Origin of the sequence: Paraburkholderia gardini (assembly GCF_907164545.1) — a bacterium.
Taxonomy (GTDB): domain Bacteria; phylum Pseudomonadota; class Gammaproteobacteria; order Burkholderiales; family Burkholderiaceae; genus Paraburkholderia; species Paraburkholderia gardini.
This window is the reverse complement of the sequence record NZ_CAJQZB010000007.1, coordinates 61,434-87,817: the sequence shown is the minus strand read 5'-3', so window position 1 is coordinate 87,817 and position 26,384 is coordinate 61,434. Positions and strand designations below refer to the sequence as shown.

Genomic DNA, 26,384 nt, shown 5'->3' with positions numbered 1-26,384 from the left:
CGGAACCCCATGAATTTTGCGCTGATTCTTTTTGTGCTCGTCGTCGTAACGGGCATCGCCTGGGTCGCAGACAAACTGGTTTTCATCCCGCGAAGGCGCCGCGCCGCCGACGCTGCGGTCGCCGAGTTCGACCGCCAGCAGGCGCGTGTTGGCGAGCGTTTCGCCGATGAAAACGCGCCGCAAACGCGTGCGCGTCTGCGTGACGAAAAGTTGCGCCAGCCCTGGTGGCTCGAATATTCGGCGAGCTTTTTCCCGGTGATTCTCGTCGTATTCGTCGTACGCTCGTTCGTCGTCGAGCCGTTCAAGATTCCGTCGGGTTCGATGGTGCCTACGCTGGTCGTCGGCGACTTCATCCTCGTCAACAAGTACGATTACGGTCTTCGTCTGCCGATTATCAACACGAAAATCACGCAGGGCCGTCCGCTCGAACGCGGCGACGTCGTCGTGTTCCGCTATCCGAAAGACGAATCGGTCGACTACATCAAACGTGTGATCGGTTTGCCGGGCGATGTCGTCGCGTATCAGGACAAGAAGCTCACGATCAACGGCAAGCCGGTGCCTGAAACGGCGCTGCCGGATTACTTCGACGAAGAGCGCATTGGCTACGCGAAGCAGTTCGAAGAAGATCTCGACGGACGCAAGAACGCGATCCTGAACAATCCGGCGGTTCCGCCGTTCATCGTCGGCGCGGAAGATTACCCATATCGCGACAACTGCACGTATAACGCGCAGGGCGTGATCTGCAAGGTACCGCCAGGCAACTATTTCATGATGGGCGACAACCGCGATAACAGTGCGGACAGCCGCTACTGGGGTTTCGCGCCGGACAAGAACATCGTCGGTCGCGCGTTCTTCGTCTGGATGAACTTCAGCAGTCTCAAGCGCATCGGTTCCTTCAACTGATCGCGTGGCAACCGGGCCGCATCGCACGCCGCGCACAGCGCGCGGCGTGTTAGCACGCTACTTTAAGAACGTGCGGTAACGTCGCTTCACCACGCTTTTTCGTCGGCCGTCCCGCGTCTTCGCCGGGGCAGGCGCCCGCGTTATACTCTGCACATGCCCCTATCTCCGTTGGAAAGCCGTTTGCGCTACGAATTTCGCAATGCGGAATTGTTGCGTCAGGCTTTAACTCACCGCAGTCACAGTGCTACGCATAATGAACGGCTCGAGTTTCTCGGCGACTCCGTTCTGAATTGCGCGGTGGCCGCGCTATTGTTCCAACGTTTCAGCAAGCTGGACGAAGGCGATCTGTCGCGCGTCCGCGCCAATCTGGTCAAGCAGCAGTCGCTGTATGAAATTGCTCAGGCCCTGAATATTTCCGAAGGATTGCGTCTCGGCGAGGGCGAGTTGCGCAGCGGCGGTTTCCGTCGCCCGTCGATTCTTGCGGATACACTGGAAGCCGTGCTGGGCGCGGTTTTCCTCGACGGCGGTTTCGACGCCGCGCAGACAGTCATCAAACGTCTGTATGTGCCGATTCTCGACCACATCGATCCGCGCACGCTCGGCAAAGACTCCAAGACGTTGCTTCAGGAATACCTGCAGGGTCACAAGATCGCGTTGCCGACCTATACGGTTGTCGCGACACATGGTGCGGCGCACAATCAGCAGTTCGAAGTCGAATGCACGGTGCCGAAGCTGGATGTGAAGGTGTCGGGCTCGGGCGCCAGCCGTCGCGCGGCCGAGCAGGCCGCGGCCAAGAAGGCGCTCGACGAAGTCATGGCAGCCGCGCCCGCGCTGGTCACGAAACCGAAGCGCTCGAAGGGCGCCCGTGCTGCGAAGCGCGCGGAGCCGGAGATCGTGCCGGGCGTCGCGGGCGTGCAGACCGCGCTGGATCTACGCGCGCCGGATCATCGAAAATCGTCGGAGCGCGCCGGGCGTGGCGAAGCACGAGCGGCACAGACCGTGCCAGACGGCGCGAGCGCCGCGAACGAACCCGCGAGCGTGCCACCCTCGCTGCCGCTTGCCGTGATTCGCGCCGCTCATGTCGAATACAGCGAGCCCGCGCAGTCGCAGGACAAAGTCGATCGCAGCGATAAAGTTACCGACAAAGCCACCGACAAAGCCGACGTCAGTCGCATCGCCACCGACAAGCTCACGCTTCGCAGCCGCGAACCGGCGTCGGGCGTTGCCGGCACACCGGACGAAGCCGAACTCGAACCCGGTGTAGCAGGCGCGGTGCAAACGCGCGCCGCCGACGCCGGCCATTGATGCATCCAGCGCGCCGCACGGGTCGTACCCCTGCCGCGCGTCCACCCGAACCTGCTGTAGCCCGAATATGAACGCTCCCAATCCCCCTGGTTTTCGTTGCGGCATGGTCGCGATCGTCGGCCGCCCGAACGTCGGCAAATCGACGCTGATGAACGCGCTTGTCGGCCAGAAAGTCAGCATCACGTCGCGCAAGGCGCAGACCACGCGCCATCGCATCACCGGCATTCACACGCTCGAAGACGCGCAGTACATCTTCGTCGATACGCCGGGTTTCCAGACGAAGCACAGCGGCGCGCTGAACCGTTCGCTCAATCGCGCGGTCACCTCGACGCTGACATCCGTCGACGCCATCCTGTTCGTGATCGAAGCCGGCCGTTTCGGTCCGGACGACCAGAAGGTGCTCGACCTGATCCCGCCGTCGGTGCCCACGCTGCTGATCGCGAACAAGCTCGACCGCGTGTCCGACAAGGACAGTCTGTATCCCTTCATGCAACAGGTGAGCGCGCTGCGCCAGTTCAACGAGATCGTGCCGCTGTCGGCGAAGAACCCCGACGACATCAGGCGCCTGATGTCGACGGTGAAGCCGTTCCTGCCGGAAGGCTCGCCGATCTACGGCGAAGACGATCTGACCGATCGCAGCGAGCGTTTTCTTGCCGCGGAAATCCTGCGCGAAAAAGTCTTCCGCTGGACGGGCGACGAACTGCCGTACACGAGCACCGTGCTGATCGACAAATTCGAGACGGAAGGGCGCCTGCGCCGTATTTTCGCGACGATCATGGTCGAGCGCGACACGCACAAGGCGATGATCATCGGCCAGAAAGGCGCGAAGCTGAAACAGATCAGCACCGAAGCGCGTCTCGACATGGAAAAGCTCTTCGACGGCCCCGTGTACCTCGAAACCTTTATCAAGGTGAAAAGCGGCTGGGCCGATAACGAAGCCGGACTTCGCGCCTATGGGTACGAATGACGCCTGGGTGACGTTGCAACCCGGCGCCGATCCGGACGACGACGGCGAACCGGCTGCGCCGGCGCCAGCGCCTTCCCGGGCCCGCAAATCCTCTTCTGCGAAAAGCAGCGGCGAAGGCGAGGCGCGCAAGGCGCCCGCGCGCCGTCCTTCGCGCGCGTCGGCGTCCGATTACCGGGTCGCCGAACAGCCCGCATTTGTCCTTCATAGCTATCCGTATCGCGAAACCAGCTTGATCGTCGACGTGCTGTCGCGCGATCACGGCCGTCTCGCGCTCGTCGCGAAAGGCGCGAAGCGTCCGCATTCGGCGCTGCGCGGTGTCCTGCAGACGTTCCAGCCACTCGCGCTGTCGTGGTCCGGCAAGTCGGAAGTGCGCACGTTGACGGGCGCGGAGTGGGTCGGCGGCATGCTGCCGCTCGCGGGTGACGCGCTCCTGTGCGGCTTCTACGTGAACGAGCTGCTCGTCAAATTCTGCGCACGCGAAGATCCGCATCCGCAACTGTTCCATCACTATGTCGTCACGATGACGCGTCTCGCGCATGACGAGCCGCCCGTGCAGGTGCTGCGTTCGTTCGAGCGCGTGCTGCTGCGGGAAACTGGCTATGCGATGGCGCTCGATCGTACCGTCACGCGTCGCGCGGTCGTGGCGGACGGACGCTATGTGTTCGATCCGGAGCGCGGCGTGCGTGAAGCGTCCGGTGAGCTTCCCGCGCAATGGCCGGTGATTGCCGGACAGACATTGCTCGACATGGAGCAGGACGATTACCATCGTCCTCAGACAATCTCGCAGAGCAGGACACTGATGCGCTTCCTGCTCAATACCTACCTTGCCGGCACGCCGCTCGCGACGCGCCAGATATTGATCGACCTGCAGAGCCTATGAGCTTCTTTCTGACGTCTCCTGGCGTGATCGACCTCGGTGTGAACATCGATCACGTCGCCACGCTGCGTAACGCGCGCGGCACCTCCTATCCCGACCCGATCCGCGCGGCGCTCGCGGCCGAGGAAGCCGGCGCCGATGCGATCACGCTGCATCTGCGCGAAGACCGCCGCCATATCGTCGACGCCGACGTGCGCACGCTGCGCCCGCTCCTGAAAACGCGGATGAATCTGGAATGCGCCGTCACGCAGGAAATGCTCGACATCGCATGCGAAGTGAAACCGCATGACGTCTGTCTCGTGCCCGAAAAGCGCGCGGAACTGACGACCGAAGGCGGTCTCGACGTCGCCGGCCAGTTCGAGGCCGTGCGCGCGGCGTGCCGTCAACTCGCGGACGCGGGTTCGCGCGTGTCGCTTTTCATCGATCCGGACGAAACGCAGATTCGCGCGGCGCATGAAGCCGGCGCGCCGGTCATCGAGCTTCACACAGGTCGTTACGCCGACGCGCACGACGCGGGCGAGCAGCAGCGCGAATACGAACGCGTCGTGCGTAGCGTTGCGTTCGGACGCTCGCTCGGCATCAAGGTCAACGCGGGTCATGGCCTGCATTACACGAACGTCCAGCAGATCGCGGCGATCGAGGGCATCGTCGAACTGAATATCGGTCACGCGATCGTCGCGCATGCGATCTTCGCCGGCTGGGACAACGCAGTGCGCGAGATGAAGGCGATCATGGTCGCCGCGCGTCTCGGCGCCAGCGCGTGATTCCTTCGATAACTGAAACGGCGACCACGGCATGACGATCTACGGCATTGGCACCGACATCGTTCAGGTAAGCCGCGTGGCGGCGGTCATGGAGCGCACCAACGGCCGCTTTGCCGGGAAAGTGCTCGGCGCGGACGAACTGCGCATCTATCACGCCCGCCATGCGCGATCGGCGGCACGCGGTCTTGCGTTCCTCGCGACGCGCTTTTCGGCGAAAGAAGCGTTTTCGAAAGCGATCGGTCTCGGCATGCGCTGGCCGATGACCTGGCGCGCGCTGCAGACGCTCAACGAGCCGAGCGGCAAGCCGATGGTCGTCGCCTCGGGCGAACTGGCCGAGTGGCTCGACGCGCGCGGCATCACGGCGCGCGTGACGATCAGCGACGAACGCGACTATGCCGTGTCGTTCGTGATCGCCGAAGTCGCCGGTCCTGCTGCTTCCTGAACTTCACCCGAATCCATCCAGCGCGGCGTCAGGCCGCGCTTCATACCTGTTGCCACAAATCAGATGAAATATGCTCCTGGACCCGTGATGCTCGATGTGGTCGGCAAACAGCTGACCGCTGACGATGTGCGCCGTCTCGCGCACCCGATGACCGGCGGTGTGATCCTGTTCGCGCGGCACTTCGAGGGCCGCGCGCAACTGCATGCGCTCACCGATGCGATCCGCGCGGTGCGCGACGACCTGCTGATCGCCGTCGATCACGAAGGCGGCCGCGTGCAGCGCTTTCGCACCGACGGCTTCACGGTGCTGCCCGCGATGGGCAGGCTCGGCGCGCTTTGGGACAGGGACGTGCTCCACGCGACGAAGGTCACGACGGCAGTCGGCTACGTGCTCGCGTCGGAGTTGCGCGCGTGCGGCATCGACATGAGCTTCACGCCGGTGCTCGATCTGAACTACGGCCAGTCGCAGGTGATCGGCGACCGCGCGTTTCATGGCGATCCGCGCGTCGTCACGATGCTCGCGAAAAGCCTGAATCACGGGCTTGCGCTGGCCGGCATGGCGAACTGCGGCAAGCACTTCCCGGGGCACGGTTATGCCGGGGCCGACTCGCACGTCGCGATGCCGACCGACGATCGTCCGCTCGAAGCGATTCTCGCGGACGATGTCGCGCCTTACGACTGGCTCGGAATGTCGCTGGCGTCGGTGTTGCCGGCGCACGTGATCTATACGCAGGTCGACGCGAAGCCAGCCGGCTTTTCGCGTGTGTGGCTGCAGGACATCCTGCGCGAGCGTCTGCGCTTCCAGGGTGCGATTTTCAGCGACGATCTCTCGATGGAAGCCGCGCGTCAGGGCGGCACGTTGACCGAGGCCGCCACGGCTGCGTTGCAGGCGGGCTGCGACATGGTCCTCATCTGCAACCAGCCCGAAGAAGCCGAAAAGGTGCTGGATGCGCTGCGCTTCACGCCGTCGAAGGAATCGCGTCAGCGACTGAAGGCCATGCGCCCGCGTGGCAAGGCGCTCAAATGGAGCAGGCTGATGGCCGAGCCGGAATATCAGCAGGCAAAGACGCTGCTACGTAACACGTTCCCCTGAGGCGAAGTTCGCGCGTAAAAACGCCCGCGTCAGTTCACCAGTTGTGAGCTGACGCGGGCGTTTTGTCGTTCACCGTTGCGGGACCACAGTCCTAATTCAGACGCATCCGCTGCAGCTTGTTGTAGAGCGTTTTCGGACTGATACCGAGCAGCGATGCCGCTCGATGTCGTGTACCGCCCACTGCATCGAGCGTCGCGCGGATCAGCATTTCCTCGACGTCCGCGAGCGGTGTGCCGACGGTCACCTGCACGCGACTGCCGTTGAGTTCGCGTGTGCCGGATGTGCCGGCTTCGTCGGCGTGCAATGACTCGAGCACGTCGCCCGATGCGATGTACGCGCGCTTCACGCGATCCTGCAATTCGCGGACGTTGCCCGGCCAGTCATACGCGAGACATTCGCGGATGAAGTTTGGCGCAATCAGCTTCGTCGTCCCCGTGAGGCCGCGAGCATGGGCCTCGTGATTGAGCTGGTCGACGAGCGCCTCGGCGAAGAGTGCGGCATCGTCGCCGCGTTCGCGCAGCGGCGGCAGGCTGAGCGCGGCGGCATCCAGACGCAGCCACAGGTCTTCGTTCAGCGAGCCTTCGGCGACCGCCGCGCGCGGCACCTTGCGGGTCGACGCGATCAGGCGGAAATCGGTCACGAGCTGATTCGTGCCGCCCACGCGCATGAACGTCTGCGAATCGAGTGCGCGCAGCAGCGCTTCCTGCTGCGGCTGCGGCAACCCGGAAATTTCGTCGATAAACAGCGTACCGCCGCTGGCCTGCTCGAAGAGGCCCGGTTCACGTTGATCCGCGCCGCTGAACGCGCCGCGCTCGTGCCCGAAGAGCTGGCTGTCGAGCGGCCGGTCGCCCGCCGTCGCGGCGGCCGTCTGGCAGTCGAACACGACAAACGGACCTTTGCGACGCCGGCTCATCTCGTGCAGCGTGCGCGCGGCCACTTCCTTGCCCGCGCCGGATTCGCCCGAGATCAGGACGGCGGCTTCTGTTGGCGCGATGTGCTCGATCGTGTCGTAGACATGCTGGATCGCGCTGCTGCGGCCGACCATCGGCCCGAACCGGCCCATGAGACGCAGCGCCGCGCGCAGCGTCTGAACCTCTTCGGTCAGCTCGTAAGGACGGGGGATGCGCGCGAGCAGGCTGCGCAGACGCGGAATGTTGACCGGCTTCAACAGGTAGTCCCAGATGCCGTGCCGCAAGCCCTCGATCGCACTTTCGACGGTTGCGTTGCCGGTCATGACGATGACGGGCAGGGCGCCGCCGGGCGGTTGCGCGGGCAGATGCTGGAGCAGGTCGAGCCCGCTGCCGTCCGGCAGGTTCAGGTCGACGAGAACGACGTCGGGGATAAAGCGCGCCAGCGCGGCGCGCGCTTCAGCGAGCGTCGTGGCGGTGTCGACGGAGAAACCGTCGGCGGCCAGGATGGCGGACAGCCCGGACAGGCTATTGGGATCGTCTTCGACAATCAGGGCGTGTGGCATGGCGGACGCACTTTTCAATTGATCGGAAATCCCTGCCGGCACGCGCTTCGCTCAGACATCACGCGCGTGTCGACAGGTGCGATGGCAACTGCTTTGGATCAGGCAAACTTCACCGGCTCTGATTGCGCCGTGCAGTCGGGAGTGACTTCTTTGATAAGCAGAGAGCGTGCCAAAGAGAAATATTCATATTTATCAACGTTTTGTCTGCCCCGGACAGATATCGGTTGTATCGACACCGGAAAATTTTCACGTCGGGCCGGTAAAGTTTGCTTAAACCATACACGGTCGTGCAAAAAAGAAAAAGCGCCCCGAGGGGCGCTTTTCGCGATTCGCCGCTTCGAAGAAACGGCGGGGCAGATCCGGCGCTCAATCAGGCGCGGCTACGGTACTCGTGCGTACGCGTATCGATTTCGATCTTGTCGCCGATGCTGCAGAACAACGGCACTTGCAGTTCGAAGCCGGTGTTCAGCTTTGCTGTCTTCAGAACCTTGCCCGACGACGTGTCGCCCTTGACAGCCGGTTCCGTGTACAGAATTTCGCGGACCAGCGTGGTCGGCAGTTCGACCGAGATGGCCTTTTCGTTGTAGAACACGACTTCGCAAGCCATGCCGTCTTCGAGGTAGTGCAGCGCATCACCCATCATTTCGGCTTCGACTTCGAACTGGTTGTAGTCGGCGTCCATGAACACGTACATCGGGTCGGCGAAGTACGAGTACGTCACTTCCTTGCGTTCGAGCAGCACGACGTCGAACTTGTCGTCGGCCTTGTAGACCGATTCCATGCCTGCGCCCGTCAGCAGGTTCTTGAACTTCATCTTCACGACGGCGGAGTTGCGGCCCGATTTGTTGTATTCGGCCTTCTGCACGACCATCGCGTCTGCGCCGATCATCACGACGTTACCGGTGCGGAGTTCCTGTGCGATCTTCATAAAACTGTCCTGTACGAAATAAGTAGCTTCAACTTTTGTGCTCAACGGCATACGACGCAAACGCGTCCGGTGCCCGGTGCTTACCCCGGCGGTTATCCCGGGGTTACCCATTCAGGCGCATACGAATGGCGCCGATCCAGCAAAAAGCGCCGGTTTCAGGTCTCGCGCGTCGCTGCAATCGGGCCGCGCTTGAGTCGTCGGCCGTTGGATAACCGCTTATTTTAACTGACTTTTTGCAAATCCGGCCAGATTTCCAGCGAGATCGCCGACGCCCGCAAGTTCGCGCCCCCATCCGGCGGCGCGGGCTTCGAAGGCTGCCTGGTGGCGCTGGAATTTCGCCCAGTCCGGCGTGCCCACGCCGTTCCACGCGTGCCAGAAGCGGGCGAGCGCTTCGCGGGACGTGTCCGGCAGCGGGCCGGCATAGTGGGCGAGGGCGGCGTCGAGCTTCGGCAGATGGGCGTCATCGGCCTGCGGATAAATGTGCCAGATGAACGGTTTTGCCGCCCATTGCGCGCGCACGAACGAATCTTCGCCGCGCACGAAGTTGACGTCGCTCGCCCACAGCAACGCGTCGTATCCGCGCTGGTCGGTGAAGGCGAGCGCGTGGGCGGTGAGGTGCCCGCGCCGCGCATGCGTGCCCGCCGCGAACGACGGCAGCCCGAAAAAGCGCGCGACCGCGCCTGAAATACGGCCTTCCGGCACGAGCAGGACGATTTCGCCCGGGTTATCGCGCCATTGTTCGAGGAGGCTGTCGGCGGCCGGGTTTTCGTAGGCGAACAGCGAAATGACCGTCGCCTCCGGTGCGGGGGGCCGTACGCCCGCTGCCTGCTGCCACCATGCGGCGCGCGCGGCGTCGGAGGATTCGAAGGCGATGCGGGCCGCGTCGAGCCCGCGCTCTTTCAGGACGCCGCCGGTTCCCGGGCCTAACCCGGGGAAAAAGAACGTCTTCCTGAGCGCATGGCGCGGATGCGGCGACGGGCGCAGATGGAAATCGGCGACCCAGTCTTCCGCGCTCAGGTATTCGAGGTTCAGCCAGACCGGTGTGCGCTCACGTCCGGCCATCGCCGCGACATACGCGGACGGCAGCTCGCAACCGAACGCCTCGATGACGACATCCGCGATTTCGAGCGTATCGCCGGCATGCGATGGCGTGTGCCAATGCTCGATCACGATGCCTTCGATGGACTGGCGCGTGCGCTCGACGACGAGCGAAGGGCAAAGTTTCTGGAACGCGTGGAGGTCGTCGACGAACACGCGCACCTGCCAGCCGTGTTCCCCGGCGAGTTGCCGCGCGAGGCGCCAGCAGACGCCGATGTCGCCGAAATTATCGATGACCGCGCAGAAGATATCGCACGCGATATCGATGGACGGAGGGGAACTGGAGACAGTCGGAGCGGACATGGCGGCCGGCGGACGTTGTTCGGACGCGCGCGGAATGTTCTAAACTGGCGATTCTAAAGCACTTGCCCCCGATTCCGCGTGCTTGCGCGCGGCGCCCAGCCTGATCCTGCATGACCGATTCCGACGCTTTCGAGCCCAAGAAAATACTGGCCCAGTTACCGCACCTGCCGGGCGTCTACCGTTATTACGACGCGCATGGCGCCGTGCTGTATGTCGGCAAGGCGCGCGATCTCAAGAAACGTGTGTCGAGTTACTTCACGAAGACGCTGCTGTCGCCGCGTATCGCGATGATGGTGACGCGCATCGCGCGCATCGAGACGACCGTCACGCGTTCGGAAGCCGAAGCGCTGCTGCTCGAGAACAATCTGATCAAGGCACTCGCGCCGCGCTACAACATCCTGTTTCGCGACGACAAGTCCTATCCGTTCCTGAAGCTGACGGGTCACAGGTTTCCGCGCATGGCGTATTACCGCGGCGCCGTCGATAAAAAGAACCAGTATTTCGGTCCGTTCCCGAGTGCGTGGGCGGTGCGCGAAAGCATCCAGATCCTGCAGCGTGTGTTCCAGCTACGCACCTGCGAAGACTCCGTGTTCAACAACCGGACGCGGCCCTGTCTGCTGCATCAGATCCAGCGCTGCACCGCGCCATGCGTCAACGCGATCAGCGAGGAAGACTACGCGCGCGACGTGGCGAACGCGTCGCGCTTCCTGCTCGGCCGGCAGAAAGAAGTGATGCAGGAACTCGAACAGAAGATGCATGCGTTCGCCGTCGATCTGAAGTTCGAACAGGCGGCGGCGGTGCGCAACCAGATGAGTTCGCTCTCGACTGTGCTGCATCAGCAGGCGATCGAAACCGGCAGCGAGAGCGACGTCGATATTCTTGCGGTCGTCGCGCTGGGCGGGCGTGTGTGCGTGAATCTCGCGATGGTGCGCGGCGGCCGCCATCTCGGCGACAAGGCGTATTTCCCGACGCATGTCGAAGCCGCGCTGACGGCCGGCGAAGGCGGCCTCGCCGTGGAAAGCGCCGACGTCGCGCTGACCGCGCCGGCTGTTTCCGTCGAAGCCGATGCTTCGGATGTGCCGGATGCGCTTGTCATGGCGCAGGCGCTTCCTGCGGAAATGGATATAGATGCCGATACAGATACGGCGGATACGGATGCAGGCGACACGCCACGCGGCCCAGGCATCGAAGGCGAGGTGATCGACGCGTTTATCGCGCAGCACTACCTGGGCAACCGGATTCCGCCGGTGCTCGTCGTAAGCCACGCGCCTGCCAACCGCGAGCTGATTGATCTCCTGAACGAACAGGCGGGCCACAAGGTCACGCTGCTGCGGCAGCCGCAGGGCCAGAAGCGTGTCTGGCTCGCGATGGCTGTGCAGAATGCGCGGCTCGCGCTTGCGCGGCTGCTTTCGGAGCAGGGCTCGCAACAGGCGCGCACGCGGGCGCTCGTCGATACGCTGGGTCTTGAATGTGAAGATCTCGCGCATCTGCGCATCGAATGCTTCGACATCAGTCACACGATGGGCGAGGCCACACAGGCATCGTGCGTCGTGTATCACCATCACAAGATGCAGTCGGGCGAGTACCGGCGCTACAACATCACCGGCATCACGCCCGGCGACGATTACGCCGCCATGCGCCAGGTCCTGACGCGGCGCTACGAGAAGATGGTCGCGCAGGCCGCGCAGAATGCCGCCGATGAAGCGGCCACGCTGCAACCCGAAGACACCGCCGGCCCAGCCGTCACGCCCGATGCCGCCGAACCCGTCGCCGCGGGCGGCACGTTGCCGACGATCGTGCTGATCGACGGCGGCAAGGGCCAGGTCGAGATCGCACGCCAGGTGTTCACGGAGCTCGGGCTCGATACCGACATGCTGGTGGGCGTCGCGAAAGGCGAAGGGCGCAAGGTCGGGCTCGAAACGCTGATCTTCGTGGGCGGCCGCCTGCCGCTCGAACTCGGCAAGGAAAGCGCCGCGCTGATGCTCGTCGCGCAGATCCGCGACGAAGCGCACCGTTTCGCGATCACCGGGATGCGCGCGAAACGCGCCAGGACGCGGCAGACGTCACGGCTCGAGGAACTCGAGGGCGTGGGCGCGAAACGCCGTCAGCGGCTGCTCGCGCGGTTTGGCGGGCTGCGCGGCGTGGTGGCGGCGAGCGTTGACGATCTGGCGAGCGTCGAGGGCATTTCCCAGGCGCTTGCCGAGCAGATTTACCGTCAACTGCACTGATTCCGCTGCTGACATTGGCACCGTGAAACCCCATGCCCACGGGCCGAAGCGTGCGTGCCGCGCGTCCCTTTGCTTGTGGCATATCCGGCGACACGGCACAATTGCATCTCCCTTGTCTGACGTGGCCCCCGCCCATGCCGTTTAATTTTCCGATTTTCCTGACGTGGCTGCGGATCGTACTGATCCCGCTCGTCGTGGGCGTCTTCTATCTGAATGACTCGGTGATGAGCCTCCCGCACCGCAATCTCGCGGCCGCGGTGATCTTCATCCTGGCGGCGCTGACCGACTGGTTCGACGGCTATCTCGCGCGTAAATGGAACCAGACGTCGGCGTTCGGCGCGTTTCTCGACCCGGTCGCCGACAAGCTGATGGTGACCGCCGCGCTCCTCGTGCTCGTGCAGCTCGCCCGGCTCGACGCGGCGATCGCGCTCGTGATCGTCGGCCGCGAGATCGCGATTTCCGCGCTGCGCGAATGGATGGCGCAGATCGGCGCGTCGAAAAGCGTCGCGGTGAATTCGCTCGGCAAGTTCAAGACGGCATGCCAGATGGTCGCCATTCCGATGTTGCTGTTGTGGGAGCCGGTGCCGCTCGTCGCGGGATTTTCGATCGATACGCGCGTGTGGGGCTGCTGGCTGATCTATCTCGCCGCTGTGCTGACGATCTGGTCGATGCTGTACTACATGAAGCTGGCATGGCCGCAGATTCGTGAGCGGGGCGGGATCGTTTAAATCACGCGCGATCTCTCGTTGGAAAGGGGTTGACACGTTTCAGCGCCTTGTACATAATCTCGTCTCTCCGGTGCAAGCGGTTCTGCAGCGGAAGGCAGCAAAGCAGCAGCACAACGCGGGAGTAGCTCAGTTGGTAGAGCGCAACCTTGCCAAGGTTGAGGTCGCGAGTTCGAGCCTCGTCTCCCGCTCCAGATTTTGACGCAGCGTTTTGCAGCAGTGAAAATGGCAGGGCGTTGTTAGCAGTGAAGTACAACGCGGGAGTAGCTCAGTTGGTAGAGCGCAACCTTGCCAAGGTTGAGGTCGCGAGTTCGAGCCTCGTCTCCCGCTCCATACACAAGGGGAAGCAGCGCTTCCCTTTTTGTTTGGAAGGCCGGTTGGTCATCTGGTCATCGCACAAATCTGCGAATCGTTAAAATGCAGTACGTTTTCACGGTTCGGCAGTCCGCTTACGGCGCGATAGCAAAGCGGTTATGCAGCGGCCTGCAAAGCCGTTTAGGCCGGTTCGACTCCGGCTCGCGCCTCCAGCATTGAAAGAAAAGCCCCGAAAAATCGGGGCTTTTCTTTTTTCCGCATATCTTCCTTCGACGCAGGTCAATCCGAAGCAGTACGACGCGAAGTGCCATGCTGACTCCGCACGCGCATCACGCAGGCTCGAAATTCGACGCGATCGCTAGCGCTTCGCGCTCGCCCCAAAAACACCACGGTCATACGCATCCGAATACGCGTGCCAGTCGGCTTCCACCTGGGCCTCGCATTGCACCGCGAGCTGGATGAGCGGCATCTGCCAGTCGGTACGGTTGCCAAATGCAATCAGCTCATCGGCGATGGCGGAGCCCTGGCGACCGCCGCTGCGTAGCTGCGACCACGCGCTCAATTCCGCCATGTTGTTCACGACCGATTCGAGCCGCGACAGCTTGCCGTTCCAGTTCGCGAGCGTCACTCGATCTTCCGACGGTTGCAGGCTTCGCAATACATACGGCTTGCCGTTGAATTCGACCACGTGCAGGAACGCCTGCGAGACCGCTTGCGCGCGCTGCTGGATCGCGACGACGCGCTGCGCTTCGGTGTCCCACGCAGGTTGCTTCGTCTTCACATGAGGCGCGACCGAAGAAGGCAACGCTTCCTTCAGGTCGAGCAGATAGTTGCCGTCCGGCGATCCTTTGCCTTCCACGAGCATCACATATCGATCGACGCCAAGACTGCCTGTGCCCGCGATGCGTCGCGCGATATCGATCATCCTGTAGAACGACGGGTCCGGCTCGCTCGCGGCGAACGCCTTCATGAACGCGGTTACGGCGGCGCGCGTTTTATCGTCGATGGGCAACGCTTTTTTCCCGTCGACCTTTAACGTCCGTTTCTTGCCTTTCAGATCCGTGCGCCGGTTCAGGTGGTCGACGCGCGTGCGTTCGTGCAGCGCGTCGAACAGCTCACGCACCATGCCGGTCGCCAGTTCCTCTTCGATCCAGCGTGCCTTGCCAAAGCGCAGTGCGGCGCTGTATGCGTCGATCGCGGTGTGGCAGAGCGCGAGTGCTTCGGCACGGCTGACGTGCAGGCCGTCCGCGGCGGTGAGCACGCTCGTGAGCAGACGCACGAGTTCCGCGAGGCACGGCGCGAGGCAGGCTTCGTCGAAGTCGTTGATGTCGAAATAGATGAGGCGGTTGTCGGCCTTGTAGCTGCCGAAATTTTCCAGATGCATGTCGCCGCAGATCCACGTCTGCGGGATATGGTCGAGTACGCCGCCCGTGGGCATCCGCGCGTAGAACAGGTGACACGTGCCGCGCAGAAAGACGAACGCCGATGTGCGCATGCTCGCGTACTTCATCGCGAGCCGTTCTGGATCGCGCCCGGCGTTAAAGCGTGCAATTTCAGTGATGACGTCGGTCATGGCAACTCCTGCTCCAACAGGGTGGGCAACGTGCTGTCCTTCATCGTTATAGGCCGGTTTGTTCAAAACTGACTTGCGCACGCACCAGCCGTTCAAAATGACCTGCGATCGGCATACAGGGTGACACCATATTGGCCTTCAGACGCGCGGCGCGGCATAATCCGGCTTTGATGTGCGCGCAAGCGCCTCCTCGAAACAGATTGATATGGATCAGACCTTGTCGCAACCGATGATCGAATGGCGCTGGAAAGCCTTCGACGACCTGACCCCCGCCGAGGTCTACGACATGCTGGCCGCGCGTAGCGCGGTCTTCGTCGTCGAGCAGAATTGCCTGTATGGGGACATCGACGGCCTCGACACCGAGGCCTGGCATCTCCTTGCGTACGGTCCGGGCGCGCCGCGCGCGAAGCTAGCCGGTTACCTCCGCGTGCTCCTGCCGGACGAAAGCGAAACCGATATCCGTATCGGTCGCGTGCTGACCACCGCGGATTTTCGCGGTCAGGGGCTGGGTACGAGAATGCTCGAATGCGCGCTCGAATATATCGCCAGGCAATGGCCGACCACGCCGATCCGTCTGCATGCGCAGGCGCATCTGCAGCCGTTTTACGGCGCGTTCGGCTTTGAAGCGATTTCAGACGTCCACGAAGAAGACGGCATCCCGCACATCTGGATGCGCTCCGCCTGAGCAGAATGCGCTCACCTGAGCCGCGCGCGTCGCGAATCGGGCCGTCAAGTCAAGTCAAGGCTGGCCGGCGGGCGAGGCGCGCGAATGCGCGGGGTTCGCAGCCTTCGCCGGCGCCTTACGCCCGTCGCGCAGTCGCCCGCGGCCTGAAAGCCGCATCCAGTGACGCAGTGCGATGAGCGCGCCGATCACGCTCATCATCGAACCCGGAATCCACACCAGCAGGCCGCCGATCTGCTGGTCGCGCATCGGGCTCAGCCATGTGAACGCGCGTCCGCAGATCGAATACACCGGATACAGTTCGTGCGACGAAAAGAAGATGAACGCGCCAAGCAGGATTTGCGGCGGAATCGCCGCGATCACGATGAGCACGCGCCGGCCGGGTGAGAGCCGCGCCGGCGGCGCCGCGCGCGAGTCGAGGACGAGCCACCAGAACAGCAGGCCGTCGATCACCATGCTCCAGTTCATCACGCGATAAAGCCGCCAGTCGAGCATCGCGACGAAATGCACCGGCGAGAGCAGCCAGAAATAGATCAGTCCGACGAACAGCACAACCGCGACGACCGGATGCATGACCACGTCGAGCGTCGCGCGCACGGCACGCGTTTGCAGAACGGGACGCACGAAACGCTGGCGCCAGGAAAACGGAATGCCCGCGCGGATCGCGGCACCGGGATACGACAGCGCGATGAAGAACGGCCCGAGATGATGCAGCACGAGATGCTGCGCGCGATGCATGAAAAATTCATGCTCAAAGAAATAATCGAGTCGCGTATGCAGCGCGACGTACAGCGCGATCAGCCCGAACCAGAACGACAGCTGTCGCGCGATCGACACCTTCGCCTTGCTCACGCCGCGGGCAAACAGCACGGCCGTCAAGACAACCGCGACGACGACCGTCGGCGAAAACTCCCAGGGTTCGAGCCAGACAAGCAGGTTCATCGCGCGGCGTTACTTCGTCTGTGAGGGCGACTTGACGGCGAACGGCGTGTTCAGCGTCTCGCCATCGGAGAACGTCAGTTTCAGATGCACCGTGTCGCCCGGCGCGATCTTGTGCTTCGGTTCCTCGAGCATCACGTGATAGCCGCCGGGCGCGATCTTCGCCTCGCCGTGCGCCGGTACGGTGAGCTTGTCCACCATCACCATTTTTTGCGTCGAGCCGTTCGAGACTGTCTCGTGCAGCATCGCGCTGCCGTAGTCGTCGCTCGAAACATCGACGAGATCGATGGGTTTGTCGCTTGCATTCACGAGCGTCACGTAACCGCCGGCAGGCAGGTTGTTCGGCAGCCAGCGAACCCATGCGTTTTGCGTCGTGATGGCTTGCACGCCGGCCGCGTGGGCGGTGGCGGCGAGAAGCGTGGTGGCCGCGAAGAGTGCAGCCAGTGTGGTCGAAATGGAGGTCTTGGTCGGCATGAGCGTCATGGTTGGCGTAGGTCAGGAACGAGCGTCAATGATACGGCGCAGATCGTGGGCGATAGCGTCGGGCGAATCGTGATCGGTGGCAAGCAGGCGCGCGTGGCCCGCTGCATCGAACACGTAGACGGCGGAACTGTGGGTGACTTCGTAATTGCCTTTCGGGTCGCGCTTTTCCATCTGGTACGCGACGCGATAGCGCTTTGCGAGCCCTTCGATTTCGGCGTCGCTGCCCGTCAGTCCGTACGCGTGCTTCGCATCGAACGCGCCGACGTAATCGTGCAGCGCCTGCGCCGAGTCGCGGGCGGGGTCGACGGTCACGAACAGGATGCGCACCTGCTGCGCATCCGGGCCGAGCCGGTCGATCACCTGCATCAACCGGCCCATCGTTTCCGGGCAGACATCCGGGCAGTGCGTATAACCAAAATAGAGGAGCGCCGCGCGGCCCTTGAAGGTGTCGCCGGTGACGGGCTTGCCGTCGTCCCCGGTCAGGGCGAACTGCAGGTCGGGAAGGTGGCCGGTCACGTTCGTCAACTGCCACGGCGTGCTGTCGTGCGAGCAGGCCGTGAGTGCGCCGGCGGCCAGCGTGGTGAACGCGGTGGCAAGCAGCGCAAGCAGGCCACGCGACACGATGCGCTTCGCGCGCGGCCGGTTTGCGGCCTCGTGCGACAGGTCACGCTGGCGCTGTGTCTGGCGGCTGGATGGGGCGGAAGGGAACAAATGGGATCTCGATAACTCGATCAGGCAATGCGGAAGAAAGGTGCGCTGTTGCAGTTTCCAGGACAACGGCCGCGTTCCGCGCAACGCGCGGTGCCTGCGACTTTATCGCAATTCGTCGGACAATGCGTCCGTGCGCCTGTTTGCACGGGGCGACCAGGGCAAAATGCCACATGTGGCTGAAAGCTGCATGAAACCGGATTGTTCTGTTTTTGAACGAAATCGGTTTGACGGACGGGCGCCGATGTCCGGCCAGCCAGCGCGTGAACCTTACCTTCTCGAAAAATTGGCGGATGCGCGGTAAGATGCGCACACTTTTCCGGCTGCAAGCGGCTGAAAGGCAAGACAACACGATGCGAGCACTCCCGGCTGTTCTGTCTCCGAGCGAGACGGCTTTTTTCTTCGACTTCGACGGCACGCTCGTCGAGCTGGCGCCGACGCCCGACGGCGTGCTGGTGCAACCCAGGGTCATCGAACTGCTGGGCGTGCTGCAGCGTCTCACGAACGGCGCGGTCGCGATCGTTTCGGGGCGCAGCATCGACAGCATCGATTCGTTTCTCGGCATGCCCGACATGCCGATCGCCGGGCTGCACGGCGCCGAGCGGCGTGACGCGAACGGCGACACCCAACGCACGGGTTTTAACGACGACCGGCTGCTGCGCATGGAGCAGGAACTCGCCGGGGTCGTCCGCACGAATCCGGGCATGCTGCTGGAGATCAAGGGCGCCGCGGTCGCGCTGCACTATCGCAATGCGCCCGAGCGTGAACCCGTCGCTCGCGAGGCCACCCGTCGCCTCGTCGCCGAATATCCGGATGCGTACGTGCTCCAGCCCGGCAAGATGGTCTATGAAATCAAGCCGAAGGACGTCGACAAGGGTCGCGCGTTGTGCGCCTTTCTCGACGAGCCTCCGTTCACCGGTCGCACGCCCGTATTCGCCGGCGACGACCTGACCGACGAGAAAGGCTTCGTCGTCGTCAACGAGCGCGGCGGCGTGTCGATCAAGGTCGGCGGCGGCGATTCGGTCGCCAGAACGCGGCTCGACTCGGTCGGCGCGCTGATCGACTGGCTCGCCGCGGTTGTCGCGGCAGGCGGCAAGGCGTGACGTTCATGCGGCACTTCCGTCGCAGTGACTGTTTTTTTCAGCGTGAGAATTGCGCTTCATGAGTCGACTGATCATCGTATCGAACCGGGTCGCGCCGATCTCGGAAGGGGGCCCCGCGGCGGGCGGGCTGGCAGTCGGCGTCTATGACGCGCTGAAGGAAACCGGCGGCATGTGGTTCGGCTGGAGCGGCGACGTGCTGCCGTCCGGTCAGCCGCGGATCAGCGTCGAGGAGCGCGGACCGGTGACGTTCGCGACCATCGGCCTCGTGCGGCGCGATTACGACCAGTATTACCGCGGGTTTTCGAATGCAACGCTCTGGCCGGCGTTCCACTATCGCGCGGATCTCGTACAGTACGACCGGCACGATTTCGAAGGCTATTGCCGCGTCAATACGTGGCTCGCGCAGCAACTCGTGCCGCTGCTGCGCCCTGACGACGTCATCTGGGTACACGACTATCATCTGATTCCGTTCGCGAAGGCGCTGCGTGCCGCGGGCGTGAAGAACCGCATCGGCTTTTTCCTGCACATTCCGTTTCCCGCTTCGCAGGTGCTGCTCGCGGTGCCGCCGCATCGCGAGCTCGTCGAGTCGCTGTGTTCGTTCGATCTGCTCGGCTTCCAGACGGAACCCGACCTGCGTTCGTTCTGCGATTACATCGTGCATGAGGCGAACGGCACGGCCGACGCACCGGCAAACGGCCGTCCGACGACGGTTCAGGCATTCGGCCGCACGCTTCACGCGGCGGCCTATCCGATTGGCGTGTATCCGGACGAAATCGCGGAACTGGCGAGAGCAGGCGAGAGCGGTAAACCGGTGCGCACGATGCGCGCGACGTTGCACGCGCGCAAGCTGATCATGAGCGTCGACCGGCTTGATTATTCCAAGGGACTGGTCGAGCGTTTCCGCGCGTTCGAGCGTCTGCTGGAACAGTCGCCGGCGCAGCGCAACAAGGTGTCGTTCGTGCAGATCGCGCCGCCGACGCGCGCCGACATGCACGCGTATCAGGACATCCGTGTGCAGCTGGAAGGCGAATCGGGCCGCATCAATGGTCGTTTCGCCGAACTGGACTGGACGCCGATCCGTTATATCCACCGGCAATACGAGCGGCAGGTGCTGGCGGCGCTCTTTCGCGCGTCGCACGTAGGCTACGTGACGCCGCTGCGCGACGGCATGAACCTCGTCGCGAAAGAGTATGTGTCGGCGCAGGACCCGGACGATCCAGGCGTGCTGGTGCTTTCGCGCTTCGCGGGCGCGGCGCAGGAGCTGAACGGCGCGCTGATCGTGAATCCGGTCGATATCGACGGCATGGCCGAAGCGCTGGCCACCGCGCTTGCGATGCCGCTTGCCGAGCGTCAGTCGCGCTACCGGGAGATGATGGCGCAACTGCGTGAGAACAACGTCTCCGTGTGGCGCGACAATTTCATGCGCGACCTGCAGGCAGCCGGCTCGGTGGAGCCCGTGCGAAAGCACGCAGGGGTTTCGCTCGCCGATTGACGCGCGCGACGTCGCGCGGTTTGCAGCAGACGCTGCGCATGGCGTCCAGTAAAAAAGCCGCTCCTTTCGAAGCGGCTTTTTGCTTTACATCACCCGTGGCAACGCTGCGGCCTTGCGCGTTGCTCAGGCCACGTGCTGTTCGTCGACCTTCTTGCCGCCGATGTGCAGCGTCGTTCCCTTGCCGTACTGCTTCGACAGCAGATCGCGATAGAGCCCCGGACGGTTGCGCAGTTCCTCCGGCGTGCCGTCGTCGACGACCTTGCCCGTACTCATCACGATGATGCGATCGAAGTTGTGCAGCGTCGACAGGCGGTGCGCGATCGCGATCACCGTGCGGCCCACCATCAGCCGGTCGAGCGCGATCTGGATGGCTTCTTCCGACGCGCTGTCGAGCGCGGATGTCGCTTCGTCGAGCAGCAGGATCGGCGCGTTCTTCAGGATCGCCCGGGCGATGGCGATGCGCTGGCGCTGACCGCCCGACAGCTTCACGCCGCGATCGCCGACGATCGTGTCATAGCCTTCCGGCATCGCATCGATGAAATCGGAGCAGCGCGCTTCGCGCGCGGCGGCCAGCACCTCGTCGCGGGTTGCCTCGGGGCGGCCATACGCGATGTTTTCATACACCGAGCGATGGAACAGCGAAATATCCTGCGGCACGAGCGCAATCGAGTGGCGCAGGCTGTCCTGCGTAATGCCGCCGATGTCCTGGCCGTCGATCTTGATCTGTCCGCCCTGGGTGTCGTAGAAACGCTGCAGCAGCGCGAGCACGGTCGATTTGCCCGCGCCCGACTTGCCGATCAACCCGACGCGCTGGCCGGCTTCGATATGCAGGTCGAAGTGATCGAGAATCGGCCGGCGCCGCGGATACGCGAACGTCACGCGTTCGAAGTCGACGCGCCCCCCTTGCGGCACGAGTTCCACGGCATCCTTGCGATCGGGCATGCCGTGCGGTTCGAGCAGCGTCTTCACGGCTTCGGCGAGACGCGCCACGTGTTGCGTGACGTCGACGAGCGCGACGGCAAGATCCCGCGTGCCGTGCAGGATCGTGAAACCGAGCGAGCTGACGAGCACGATGTCGCCCGACGTCGCGCGGCCCTGATCCCAGAGCCACAGCGCCCAGCCGAGCAGCCCCGCCGACAGCAGCGCCGTGATGACCGCGTGCAGCAGGCGCAGCTTCTCGAGATAGAGCAGGCTTTGCTGGCGCGCATCCATCTCGGCCTTGACCGTGGCGCCGAATCGCTTCTGTTCGCGCAGCGTCATGCCGAATGCGCGCACGAGGCCCATGTTGCTGATCACGTCGACGAGCTCGCCGTCGACCGACGCCGCCTTCGACGCGAAGTGATGGTGACGCGCCGAACCGCGCCCCGCGAGCTTGTAGAGTACGATCGAGAGGATCGCCGAGCAGAGCATCAGGCCGCCCGCCATCAGCGGATTGACGGCGATGATCATCACGATGGCGCCGAGCACGGCGATGCACGGCGGCAGCACGTTCCACGCGGTGGTGTTTTCCGCGGTATAGACCGCGTTCGAGGTTGCCGTGATCCGGCTCGCCAGCATGCCCGGCTGCTTTTCCGAGTAGTAAGTGGGCGAATGGCCGCTCAGATACTGGAACAGATCGCGCCTCAGGTCGCCCGTGACGGCGACGAACGTATGCGCGGCGACCCAGCCGCCGATCCGCCACAGCATGTTGTCGGCGGCGATCAGGCCGACCAGGATCGCGAACGCGCCCCACAGCGGGCCCGGGTGATGACGGCCTTCGCCAAGCACATCGATGAGATGCTTGATCGCGTATTGCGACGCGAGCGCGCATCCCACGGCCGCGAACACGCTGCACAGGACGATCGTATGTGAGACCGGATGGCGGCGGATAAAGCGGAAAAGGAACGCAAGCGGCCGGTTCGCATAGCTCGCGAGCTTTGCGTTGTGGGCATTACGCTGGGCGATGGTCAGATGTTCCAATGTGTTCGAGTGTCGGTAGTCGAGGAGGTGACGGCGTTGCGGCTGGCCATCCGTGCATGTCGCCATATCGCGACAAAAATGCGCACCTTCTCGCATTGTAAACATGCAGAGAACTTTCTGAGACTGCAAAAAATGGAAACGGCGCGCAATGACAGGCAACGAAGCGGTGCCGGTTGCTCAACTTCGCGCAATAAAAGTTCGCAAACTATGTGTTGCGAGACCCGCTCGAATAGCGGTGGTTCATCTCGGCACGGGAAAAATTTCGAGATATAATTACAAATTGCATACAGTTGCGTCGCATTGGCAGATGGTTCAACCCGTTGATCACCCGGCGCCGGGAAAGACGCGTCACGAGATGGATCGGCCGGGCGTTCGAGCGCCTCTGTCACTGCAGGCCTTTCAATGTAAAACTGTCTTGTAAAACAAGGGTTTGCAAAGTGTTTCCTCTTTGTAACAACATAAAGACTTTGAAAGGTTGTGCGTCGCGGGTGCCTCCCGGCGCCGATAATGCCTGCTCGGTTTGGCCCACTAAAATCTGACAGTTTGTCAACGAGTGGGCAGTCCGTGCGTTTTAAACCGGATGCGCCGCCTGGTGACGATGACCAGTTCGGGCAATCCAGCCAGCGTTCAATCGCAGAATTTCCCGAATGAAACGGGCCAGCGCCTCTGGTGCGAGCCGCACGGGGTGGGCGGGCGAGTCGCTTTTAACAAACTTGTAGTCTTGATCTTTACCAGGAGTTCACCATCATGCGAATCGCTCAAATCGCTCCGTTACACGAAGCGGTTCCTCCCAAGCTGTATGGCGGCACGGAACGCGTGGTTTCGTACCTGACCGAAGCACTGGTCGAGCTGGGACATGACGTTACGCTTTTCGCGAGCGGCGATTCGCAGACTTCGGCGAAACTCGAAGCCTTCTGGCCGCAGGCACTGCGCCTCGACCCGACCATTCGCGACACGATGGCGCCGCACATGCTGCTGCTTGAAGAAGTGCGCCGCCGCGCGCACGAATTCGATGTGCTGCACTTCCACATCGATTACTACCCGTTCTCGCTGTTCTCGCGCCAGCCGACACCGCATCTGACCACGCTGCACGGGCGTCTCGACCTGCCGGAACTGCAACCGGTTTTCAACACGTTCAACGACGTGCCGGTGGTCTCGATCTCGGACAACCAGCGCTCGCCGCTGCAACAGGCCAACTGGCTGTCGACCGTCTATCACGGCCTGCCGGAAAACCTGCTGAAGCCGATTCCGGATGTGAAACCGGGCTACCTCGCGTTCCTCGGCCGTATTTCGCCGGAAAAGCGCCTCGACACGGCTATCCGTATCGCCGGACAGGCCGGCATGCCGATCAAGGTGGCCGCGAAGCTCGACAAGGCCGACCGCGCCTACTACGAAGAAGTCATCAAGCCGCTGATGTCGCTGCCGCACGTCGAATACATCGGCGAAATCAGCGAAGCCGAAAAGACCGAATTCCTCGGCAACGCGCACGCGCTGCTGTTCCCGATCGACTGGCCGGAGCCGTTTGGTCTCGTGATGATCGAGGCGATGGCATGCGGTACGCCGGTTATCGCGTTCAAGCGCGGTTCGGTGCCGGAAGTGATTGAAAACGGCGTGTCGGGCTTTGTCGTCGAAGACGAAATCAGCGCGGTTGCCGCTGTGAAGCGTCTGCACACGCTGCCGCGCGAAAACGTCCGTAAGGCGTTTGAATCGCGCTTCTCGTCGAAGGTGATGGCGCAGAACTACCTTGCCTCGTACGAAGAACTGCTGCGCCGCAAGCGCCGCACCGTGCTGCGCGAAGTCAACGCAGGCTGAAACGGCTGAACGCGGGCCGTATCCCTCCGGGAACGCGCCCGCCGGCACGCCGCTGTCAGCCTCGCTGCAGCCATGCAACGCCCCGCGTGCAAATTGCATGCGGGGCGTTGTTGCATGTGCGCTGCGTCCAGGGCGAACGGGCGTGGTTTCGGTGTTGCGGAGCGTGAGGCAGCGCAGCAATATCCCTATAATGGCCGTGCCGCAAAATTCCCCCGCGGTGCCGCCGATGACAGGAGGATGCCTTGGCGAGAACGAAAGAAACGCGTGCGAACGCGGCGCCGGGCGCCGGGACGGTTTTCGCGCTGCGCGCCATCGGTCTCGTGATTCTGGCCCGGTGGCTCTTTTCGATGTCCGACATGGGTTTCGGGCTCGCCACGCTGCGCGCGATGGCGTCCTCGCCGTGGGTCTGCATCAACCTCGTGTTTCTGTTCCTGATCATCTTCCTGCCGGGCGCCCACCCTCGCGCCGAGCGTCCGTTTCATCCGTTGCCGCAGTGGCTGCGTCAGGCGTTGCGCCTCTTCGCGCTGCTTGGGTTCGTGTTCGCAGTCTGGTCTGTCGGCGCGTTTGTGTGGGTAGCCGGCTGGCGGCGTGCCGTCAGCACGATCGCCGCGACTAACGGCTGGCTCGTGGCCGCGCCGGCGCTGTACGCCGCCGTCATGTGGATCTGCCGTCCGCGCGCGCTGTGGCGCACGAACACCGCCGCGCGGCGCTATGCAATCGGCCGCTATGCCGTCGCGCTCGATCTCGTGACACGTACCGCGATCGTCTGGGCCGAGAGCCGCAAGCTCGGCCAGTACGATTCGCGCGAACTGTCGGTGCGCTGGCCCGACATTGCCGCAACCGATACCGGCCCGCCGTCGACGGGCGTCGCTGAGCTTGCGACCGAACCGCCCGTCGCCGGCGTCACGCACGCCGCGCTGGCCGCTCCGGCGCCGCACGTGCGCCTTGCTGCGTGGCGGCGTCGTCCGAAGGTCGAACTGCTGTGGGATTCGCCCGCCGCAGCCGGACATAACCGGCAGACCGTATTCCGCGCGCCGCTTCTGACCGAAGGCGATCGTGTGGCCGCCCGTGCGCTCGATTCGATATTGCGGCAGGTCTGATTTCTCGGGAAACACGTCGATTGAACCGGGTGGGCCGCGTGTCCCATCCCGATGTGCCGCGCCGCACGGTCAGGGCGTCTCTTCGCGTCGTATCGTGGAGTCGCGCACGATCAGTCGCGGTTCGAGCGTGACGTGACCGATGTCGCGCTTGCCGGACAGTACGTCGATCAGTTTGAGCATCGCGGTTTCGCCCATCTTTTCGCTCTGCATATCGACGGTCGTTAGCGCCGGAACGGCGTATTCGCCGTACGGCACGTTATCGAAGCCTGTCACCGAGAGGTCTTGCGGCAGCTTGAAGCCGAGCGCCAGCGCTTCCTTCATGAAGCCGAGCGCGATCAGGTCGTTGTAGCAGATGAGCGCCTCGGGCCGTTCCGGCCCCAGCATGACCGATGAGCAGGCGGCCTTGCCGGCCAGCGTCGATGGCGCGTGCGCGTCATACACGTCGAGCTTCATGCCGGTTTCCGAAAGGCACGTGCGTGCGCCGCGGATGCGCTCTGCGTCCCAGCGGGAACTCGCGAACCCGAGATACGCGATGCGCCGGTGCCCCAGATTCAACAGGTGTCGCGCCAGCATGTAGCCGGCGAGATAGCTGTCGTGGCTCACGCTCGGAATCGGACATTGCGCGTTGCGGCCGAGCAGGACGACGGGCTTGTTCAGCTTCGTCATCCAGTCCATGGCGTCTTCCTGCATCCGCGAACTGATGATGACGCCGTCCACCCGTTGCGCGAGCGCCTCGATCAGCGGCCGCTCGCGCTCCTGGTTTTCCTCGGTATCCACCAGCAATAGCGTGTAGTCGTGACGCAGCGCGATGCGGTTCGCACCCTTCACGATATTGGTGAAGTACGGGTTGCGGATATCGAGGATCGCGAGGCCGATCGTGCGTGTCTCGCCCGTGATCATCGAGCGGGCGAGCGGGTTGGAGCGGTAGCCGAGCTGCTCGATCGCCTCTTTCAGGCGGGCTTCGACAGGCGCGGAAAAGCGTTGCGCGCCGTTCATGTACTTCGACACAGTCGCCACCGAGACACCCGCTGCAGCGGCGACATCGCGAATCGTGGGTGTAGTTCTTTTCATTTAAGGTAAACGTTTTTCATAGAATGTGGTCCGAATTTCAG

23 protein-coding genes and 3 tRNA genes are annotated in these 26,384 nt (G+C 63.3%); 17 read left to right on the top strand and 9 right to left on the bottom strand.

All coding sequences use genetic code 11. The features are described 5' to 3' along the window. Positions 1 to 9: 9 nt before the first annotated feature. From lepB to nagZ, 7 genes are all read left to right on the top strand, one after another. A complete protein-coding gene (lepB, locus tag LPA37_RS07635) occupies positions 10 to 903 on the top strand; it encodes a signal peptidase I (protein WP_228975544.1) in 894 nt (297 codons plus the stop codon). Positions 904 to 1,056: 153 nt separating this feature from the next. After that, positions 1,057 to 2,208: a ribonuclease III gene (gene rnc / locus LPA37_RS07630; RefSeq protein WP_228975542.1), complete on the top strand. Its 1,152-nt coding sequence runs from the start codon at positions 1,057 to 1,059 to the stop codon at positions 2,206 to 2,208. A gap of 67 nt (positions 2,209 to 2,275) precedes the next feature. Next, positions 2,276 to 3,175, top strand: a complete 900-nt coding sequence (gene era / locus LPA37_RS07625; protein WP_229012180.1) for a GTPase Era — start codon at positions 2,276 to 2,278, stop codon at positions 3,173 to 3,175. Further along, entirely contained in the window at positions 3,162 to 4,055 is an 894-nt protein-coding gene (recO, locus tag LPA37_RS07620) for a DNA repair protein RecO (protein ID WP_228975538.1), read from the top strand. The genes era and recO overlap by 14 nt, the downstream gene beginning before the upstream one ends. Continuing rightward, the gene (pdxJ, locus tag LPA37_RS07615; RefSeq protein ID WP_228975536.1) at positions 4,052 to 4,816 is read left to right on the top strand and encodes a pyridoxine 5'-phosphate synthase; all 765 of its coding nucleotides are present in this window, start codon (positions 4,052 to 4,054) and stop codon (positions 4,814 to 4,816) included. Before recO ends, pdxJ begins: the two co-directional genes overlap by 4 nt. A 31-nt stretch (positions 4,817 to 4,847) precedes the next feature. Further along, positions 4,848 to 5,258, top strand: coding sequence for a holo-ACP synthase (gene acpS, locus LPA37_RS07610; RefSeq protein ID WP_228975535.1), 411 nt, complete (start codon positions 4,848 to 4,850; stop codon positions 5,256 to 5,258). A gap of 63 nt (positions 5,259 to 5,321) precedes the next feature. Then, positions 5,322 to 6,350 (top strand): beta-N-acetylhexosaminidase, encoded by a 1,029-nt coding sequence (nagZ, locus tag LPA37_RS07605; RefSeq protein WP_229012179.1) that lies wholly within the window; start codon positions 5,322 to 5,324, stop codon positions 6,348 to 6,350. Positions 6,351 to 6,441: 91 nt separating this feature from the next. Here the strand turns inward: nagZ and LPA37_RS07600 are convergent, their stop codons facing one another. From LPA37_RS07600 to earP, 3 genes are all read right to left on the bottom strand, one after another. Continuing rightward, entirely contained in the window at positions 6,442 to 7,824 is a 1,383-nt protein-coding gene (locus LPA37_RS07600) for a sigma-54-dependent transcriptional regulator (protein WP_228975531.1), read from the bottom strand. Between the two features lie 370 nt (positions 7,825 to 8,194). Next, on the bottom strand, positions 8,195 to 8,752 hold the full coding sequence (gene efp, locus LPA37_RS07595; RefSeq protein WP_090529246.1) for an elongation factor P: 558 nt from the start codon (positions 8,750 to 8,752) through the stop codon (positions 8,195 to 8,197). A gap of 216 nt (positions 8,753 to 8,968) precedes the next feature. Further along, complete coding sequence (gene earP, locus LPA37_RS07590; RefSeq protein WP_229012178.1) at positions 8,969 to 10,153, bottom strand: elongation factor P maturation arginine rhamnosyltransferase EarP; 1,185 nt, start codon at positions 10,151 to 10,153, stop codon at positions 8,969 to 8,971. A 110-nt stretch (positions 10,154 to 10,263) separates the two neighbouring features. Here earP and uvrC point away from each other — a divergent pair, with 110 nt between their 5' ends. The 5 genes from uvrC (at position 10,264) to LPA37_RS07565 (ending at position 13,633) form a co-directional block, all read left to right on the top strand. Beyond that, on the top strand, positions 10,264 to 12,381 hold the full coding sequence (gene uvrC, locus LPA37_RS07585; RefSeq protein WP_229012177.1) for an excinuclease ABC subunit UvrC: 2,118 nt from the start codon (positions 10,264 to 10,266) through the stop codon (positions 12,379 to 12,381). 134 nt (positions 12,382 to 12,515) lie between these two features. Next, positions 12,516 to 13,109 carry a CDP-diacylglycerol--glycerol-3-phosphate 3-phosphatidyltransferase gene (gene pgsA, locus LPA37_RS07580; RefSeq protein ID WP_228975524.1) on the top strand — a complete coding sequence of 198 codons (594 nt, stop codon included), beginning with the start codon at positions 12,516 to 12,518 and terminating at the stop codon, positions 13,107 to 13,109. 115 nt (positions 13,110 to 13,224) lie between these two features. Next, positions 13,225 to 13,300: transfer RNA gene (locus LPA37_RS07575), tRNA-Gly, on the top strand. Positions 13,301 to 13,363: 63 nt separating this feature from the next. After that, positions 13,364 to 13,439, top strand: a tRNA-Gly gene (locus LPA37_RS07570). A gap of 120 nt (positions 13,440 to 13,559) precedes the next feature. Beyond that, positions 13,560 to 13,633, top strand: a tRNA-Cys gene (locus tag LPA37_RS07565). A gap of 146 nt (positions 13,634 to 13,779) precedes the next feature. Here the strand turns inward: LPA37_RS07565 and LPA37_RS07560 are convergent. Next, positions 13,780 to 14,994 (bottom strand): DUF2252 domain-containing protein, encoded by a 1,215-nt coding sequence (locus LPA37_RS07560; RefSeq protein WP_229012176.1) that lies wholly within the window; start codon positions 14,992 to 14,994, stop codon positions 13,780 to 13,782. A 205-nt stretch (positions 14,995 to 15,199) separates the two neighbouring features. On the opposite strand from LPA37_RS07560, the gene LPA37_RS07555 reads away from it, so the two are divergent. Then, the gene (locus LPA37_RS07555) at positions 15,200 to 15,679 is read left to right on the top strand and encodes a GNAT family N-acetyltransferase (RefSeq protein ID WP_228975520.1); all 480 of its coding nucleotides are present in this window, start codon (positions 15,200 to 15,202) and stop codon (positions 15,677 to 15,679) included. A 54-nt stretch (positions 15,680 to 15,733) separates the two neighbouring features. Here the strand turns inward: LPA37_RS07555 and LPA37_RS07550 are convergent, their stop codons facing one another. The 3 genes from LPA37_RS07550 to LPA37_RS07540 are packed head-to-tail and all read right to left on the bottom strand — an operon-like array spanning position 15,734 to position 17,722. After that, positions 15,734 to 16,618 (bottom strand): cytochrome c oxidase assembly protein, encoded by an 885-nt coding sequence (locus LPA37_RS07550; protein ID WP_229012175.1) that lies wholly within the window; start codon positions 16,616 to 16,618, stop codon positions 15,734 to 15,736. A gap of 9 nt (positions 16,619 to 16,627) precedes the next feature. Next, on the bottom strand, positions 16,628 to 17,089 hold the full coding sequence (locus tag LPA37_RS07545) for a copper chaperone PCu(A)C (protein WP_228975517.1): 462 nt from the start codon (positions 17,087 to 17,089) through the stop codon (positions 16,628 to 16,630). A 21-nt stretch (positions 17,090 to 17,110) separates the two neighbouring features. After that, entirely contained in the window at positions 17,111 to 17,722 is a 612-nt protein-coding gene (locus tag LPA37_RS07540; RefSeq protein ID WP_407672499.1) for an SCO family protein, read from the bottom strand. A 437-nt stretch (positions 17,723 to 18,159) separates the two neighbouring features. Between LPA37_RS07540 and otsB the strand changes: the two genes are divergently transcribed. Together otsB and otsA are read left to right on the top strand one after the other, a co-directional pair. Then, complete coding sequence (gene otsB / locus LPA37_RS07535; RefSeq protein WP_229012174.1) at positions 18,160 to 18,909, top strand: trehalose-phosphatase; 750 nt, start codon at positions 18,160 to 18,162, stop codon at positions 18,907 to 18,909. 58 nt (positions 18,910 to 18,967) lie between these two features. Then, positions 18,968 to 20,401, top strand: a complete 1,434-nt coding sequence (otsA, locus tag LPA37_RS07530) for an alpha,alpha-trehalose-phosphate synthase (UDP-forming) (protein WP_228975511.1) — start codon at positions 18,968 to 18,970, stop codon at positions 20,399 to 20,401. Between the two features lie 123 nt (positions 20,402 to 20,524). Here otsA and LPA37_RS07525 read toward each other — a convergent pair whose 3' ends face one another. Then, entirely contained in the window at positions 20,525 to 22,360 is a 1,836-nt protein-coding gene (locus LPA37_RS07525) for an ABC transporter ATP-binding protein (protein ID WP_228975509.1), read from the bottom strand. Positions 22,361 to 23,107: 747 nt separating this feature from the next. Between LPA37_RS07525 and LPA37_RS07520 the strand changes: the two genes are divergently transcribed. Next, a complete protein-coding gene (locus tag LPA37_RS07520) occupies positions 23,108 to 24,172 on the top strand; it encodes a glycosyltransferase family 4 protein (protein WP_229012173.1) in 1,065 nt (354 codons plus the stop codon). A gap of 242 nt (positions 24,173 to 24,414) precedes the next feature. After that, a complete protein-coding gene (locus LPA37_RS07515) occupies positions 24,415 to 25,272 on the top strand; it encodes a hypothetical protein (protein ID WP_228975506.1) in 858 nt (285 codons plus the stop codon). 69 nt (positions 25,273 to 25,341) lie between these two features. On the opposite strand, the gene LPA37_RS07510 is transcribed toward LPA37_RS07515, so the two are convergent. Beyond that, positions 25,342 to 26,343, bottom strand: coding sequence for a LacI family DNA-binding transcriptional regulator (locus LPA37_RS07510; RefSeq protein ID WP_228975503.1), 1,002 nt, complete (start codon positions 26,341 to 26,343; stop codon positions 25,342 to 25,344). Between the last annotated feature and the right edge of the window lie 41 nt (positions 26,344 to 26,384).

What these genes read in the sequence shown, in the direction of transcription:
- lepB (WP_228975544.1), top strand. Translation starts at nt 10, where the DNA reads ATGAATTTTGCGCTGATTCTTTTTGTGCTCGTCGTCGTAACGGGCATC.
- rnc (WP_228975542.1), top strand. Translation starts at nt 1,057, where the DNA reads ATGCCCCTATCTCCGTTGGAAAGCCGTTTGCGCTACGAATTTCGCAAT.
- era (WP_229012180.1), top strand. Translation starts at nt 2,276, where the DNA reads ATGAACGCTCCCAATCCCCCTGGTTTTCGTTGCGGCATGGTCGCGATC.
- recO (WP_228975538.1), top strand. Translation starts at nt 3,162, where the DNA reads ATGGGTACGAATGACGCCTGGGTGACGTTGCAACCCGGCGCCGATCCG.
- pdxJ (WP_228975536.1), top strand. Translation starts at nt 4,052, where the DNA reads ATGAGCTTCTTTCTGACGTCTCCTGGCGTGATCGACCTCGGTGTGAAC.
- acpS (WP_228975535.1), top strand. Translation starts at nt 4,848, where the DNA reads ATGACGATCTACGGCATTGGCACCGACATCGTTCAGGTAAGCCGCGTG.
- nagZ (WP_229012179.1), top strand. Translation starts at nt 5,322, where the DNA reads ATGAAATATGCTCCTGGACCCGTGATGCTCGATGTGGTCGGCAAACAG.
- LPA37_RS07600 (WP_228975531.1), bottom strand. Translation starts at nt 7,824, where the DNA reads ATGCCACACGCCCTGATTGTCGAAGACGATCCCAATAGCCTGTCCGGG.
- efp (WP_090529246.1), bottom strand. Translation starts at nt 8,752, where the DNA reads ATGAAGATCGCACAGGAACTCCGCACCGGTAACGTCGTGATGATCGGC.
- earP (WP_229012178.1), bottom strand. Translation starts at nt 10,153, where the DNA reads ATGTCCGCTCCGACTGTCTCCAGTTCCCCTCCGTCCATCGATATCGCG.
- uvrC (WP_229012177.1), top strand. Translation starts at nt 10,264, where the DNA reads ATGACCGATTCCGACGCTTTCGAGCCCAAGAAAATACTGGCCCAGTTA.
- pgsA (WP_228975524.1), top strand. Translation starts at nt 12,516, where the DNA reads ATGCCGTTTAATTTTCCGATTTTCCTGACGTGGCTGCGGATCGTACTG.
- LPA37_RS07560 (WP_229012176.1), bottom strand. Translation starts at nt 14,994, where the DNA reads ATGACCGACGTCATCACTGAAATTGCACGCTTTAACGCCGGGCGCGAT.
- LPA37_RS07555 (WP_228975520.1), top strand. Translation starts at nt 15,200, where the DNA reads ATGGATCAGACCTTGTCGCAACCGATGATCGAATGGCGCTGGAAAGCC.
- LPA37_RS07550 (WP_229012175.1), bottom strand. Translation starts at nt 16,618, where the DNA reads ATGAACCTGCTTGTCTGGCTCGAACCCTGGGAGTTTTCGCCGACGGTC.
- LPA37_RS07545 (WP_228975517.1), bottom strand. Translation starts at nt 17,089, where the DNA reads ATGCCGACCAAGACCTCCATTTCGACCACACTGGCTGCACTCTTCGCG.
- otsB (WP_229012174.1), top strand. Translation starts at nt 18,160, where the DNA reads ATGCGAGCACTCCCGGCTGTTCTGTCTCCGAGCGAGACGGCTTTTTTC.
- otsA (WP_228975511.1), top strand. Translation starts at nt 18,968, where the DNA reads ATGAGTCGACTGATCATCGTATCGAACCGGGTCGCGCCGATCTCGGAA.
- LPA37_RS07520 (WP_229012173.1), top strand. Translation starts at nt 23,108, where the DNA reads ATGCGAATCGCTCAAATCGCTCCGTTACACGAAGCGGTTCCTCCCAAG.
- LPA37_RS07510 (WP_228975503.1), bottom strand. Translation starts at nt 26,343, where the DNA reads ATGAAAAGAACTACACCCACGATTCGCGATGTCGCCGCTGCAGCGGGT.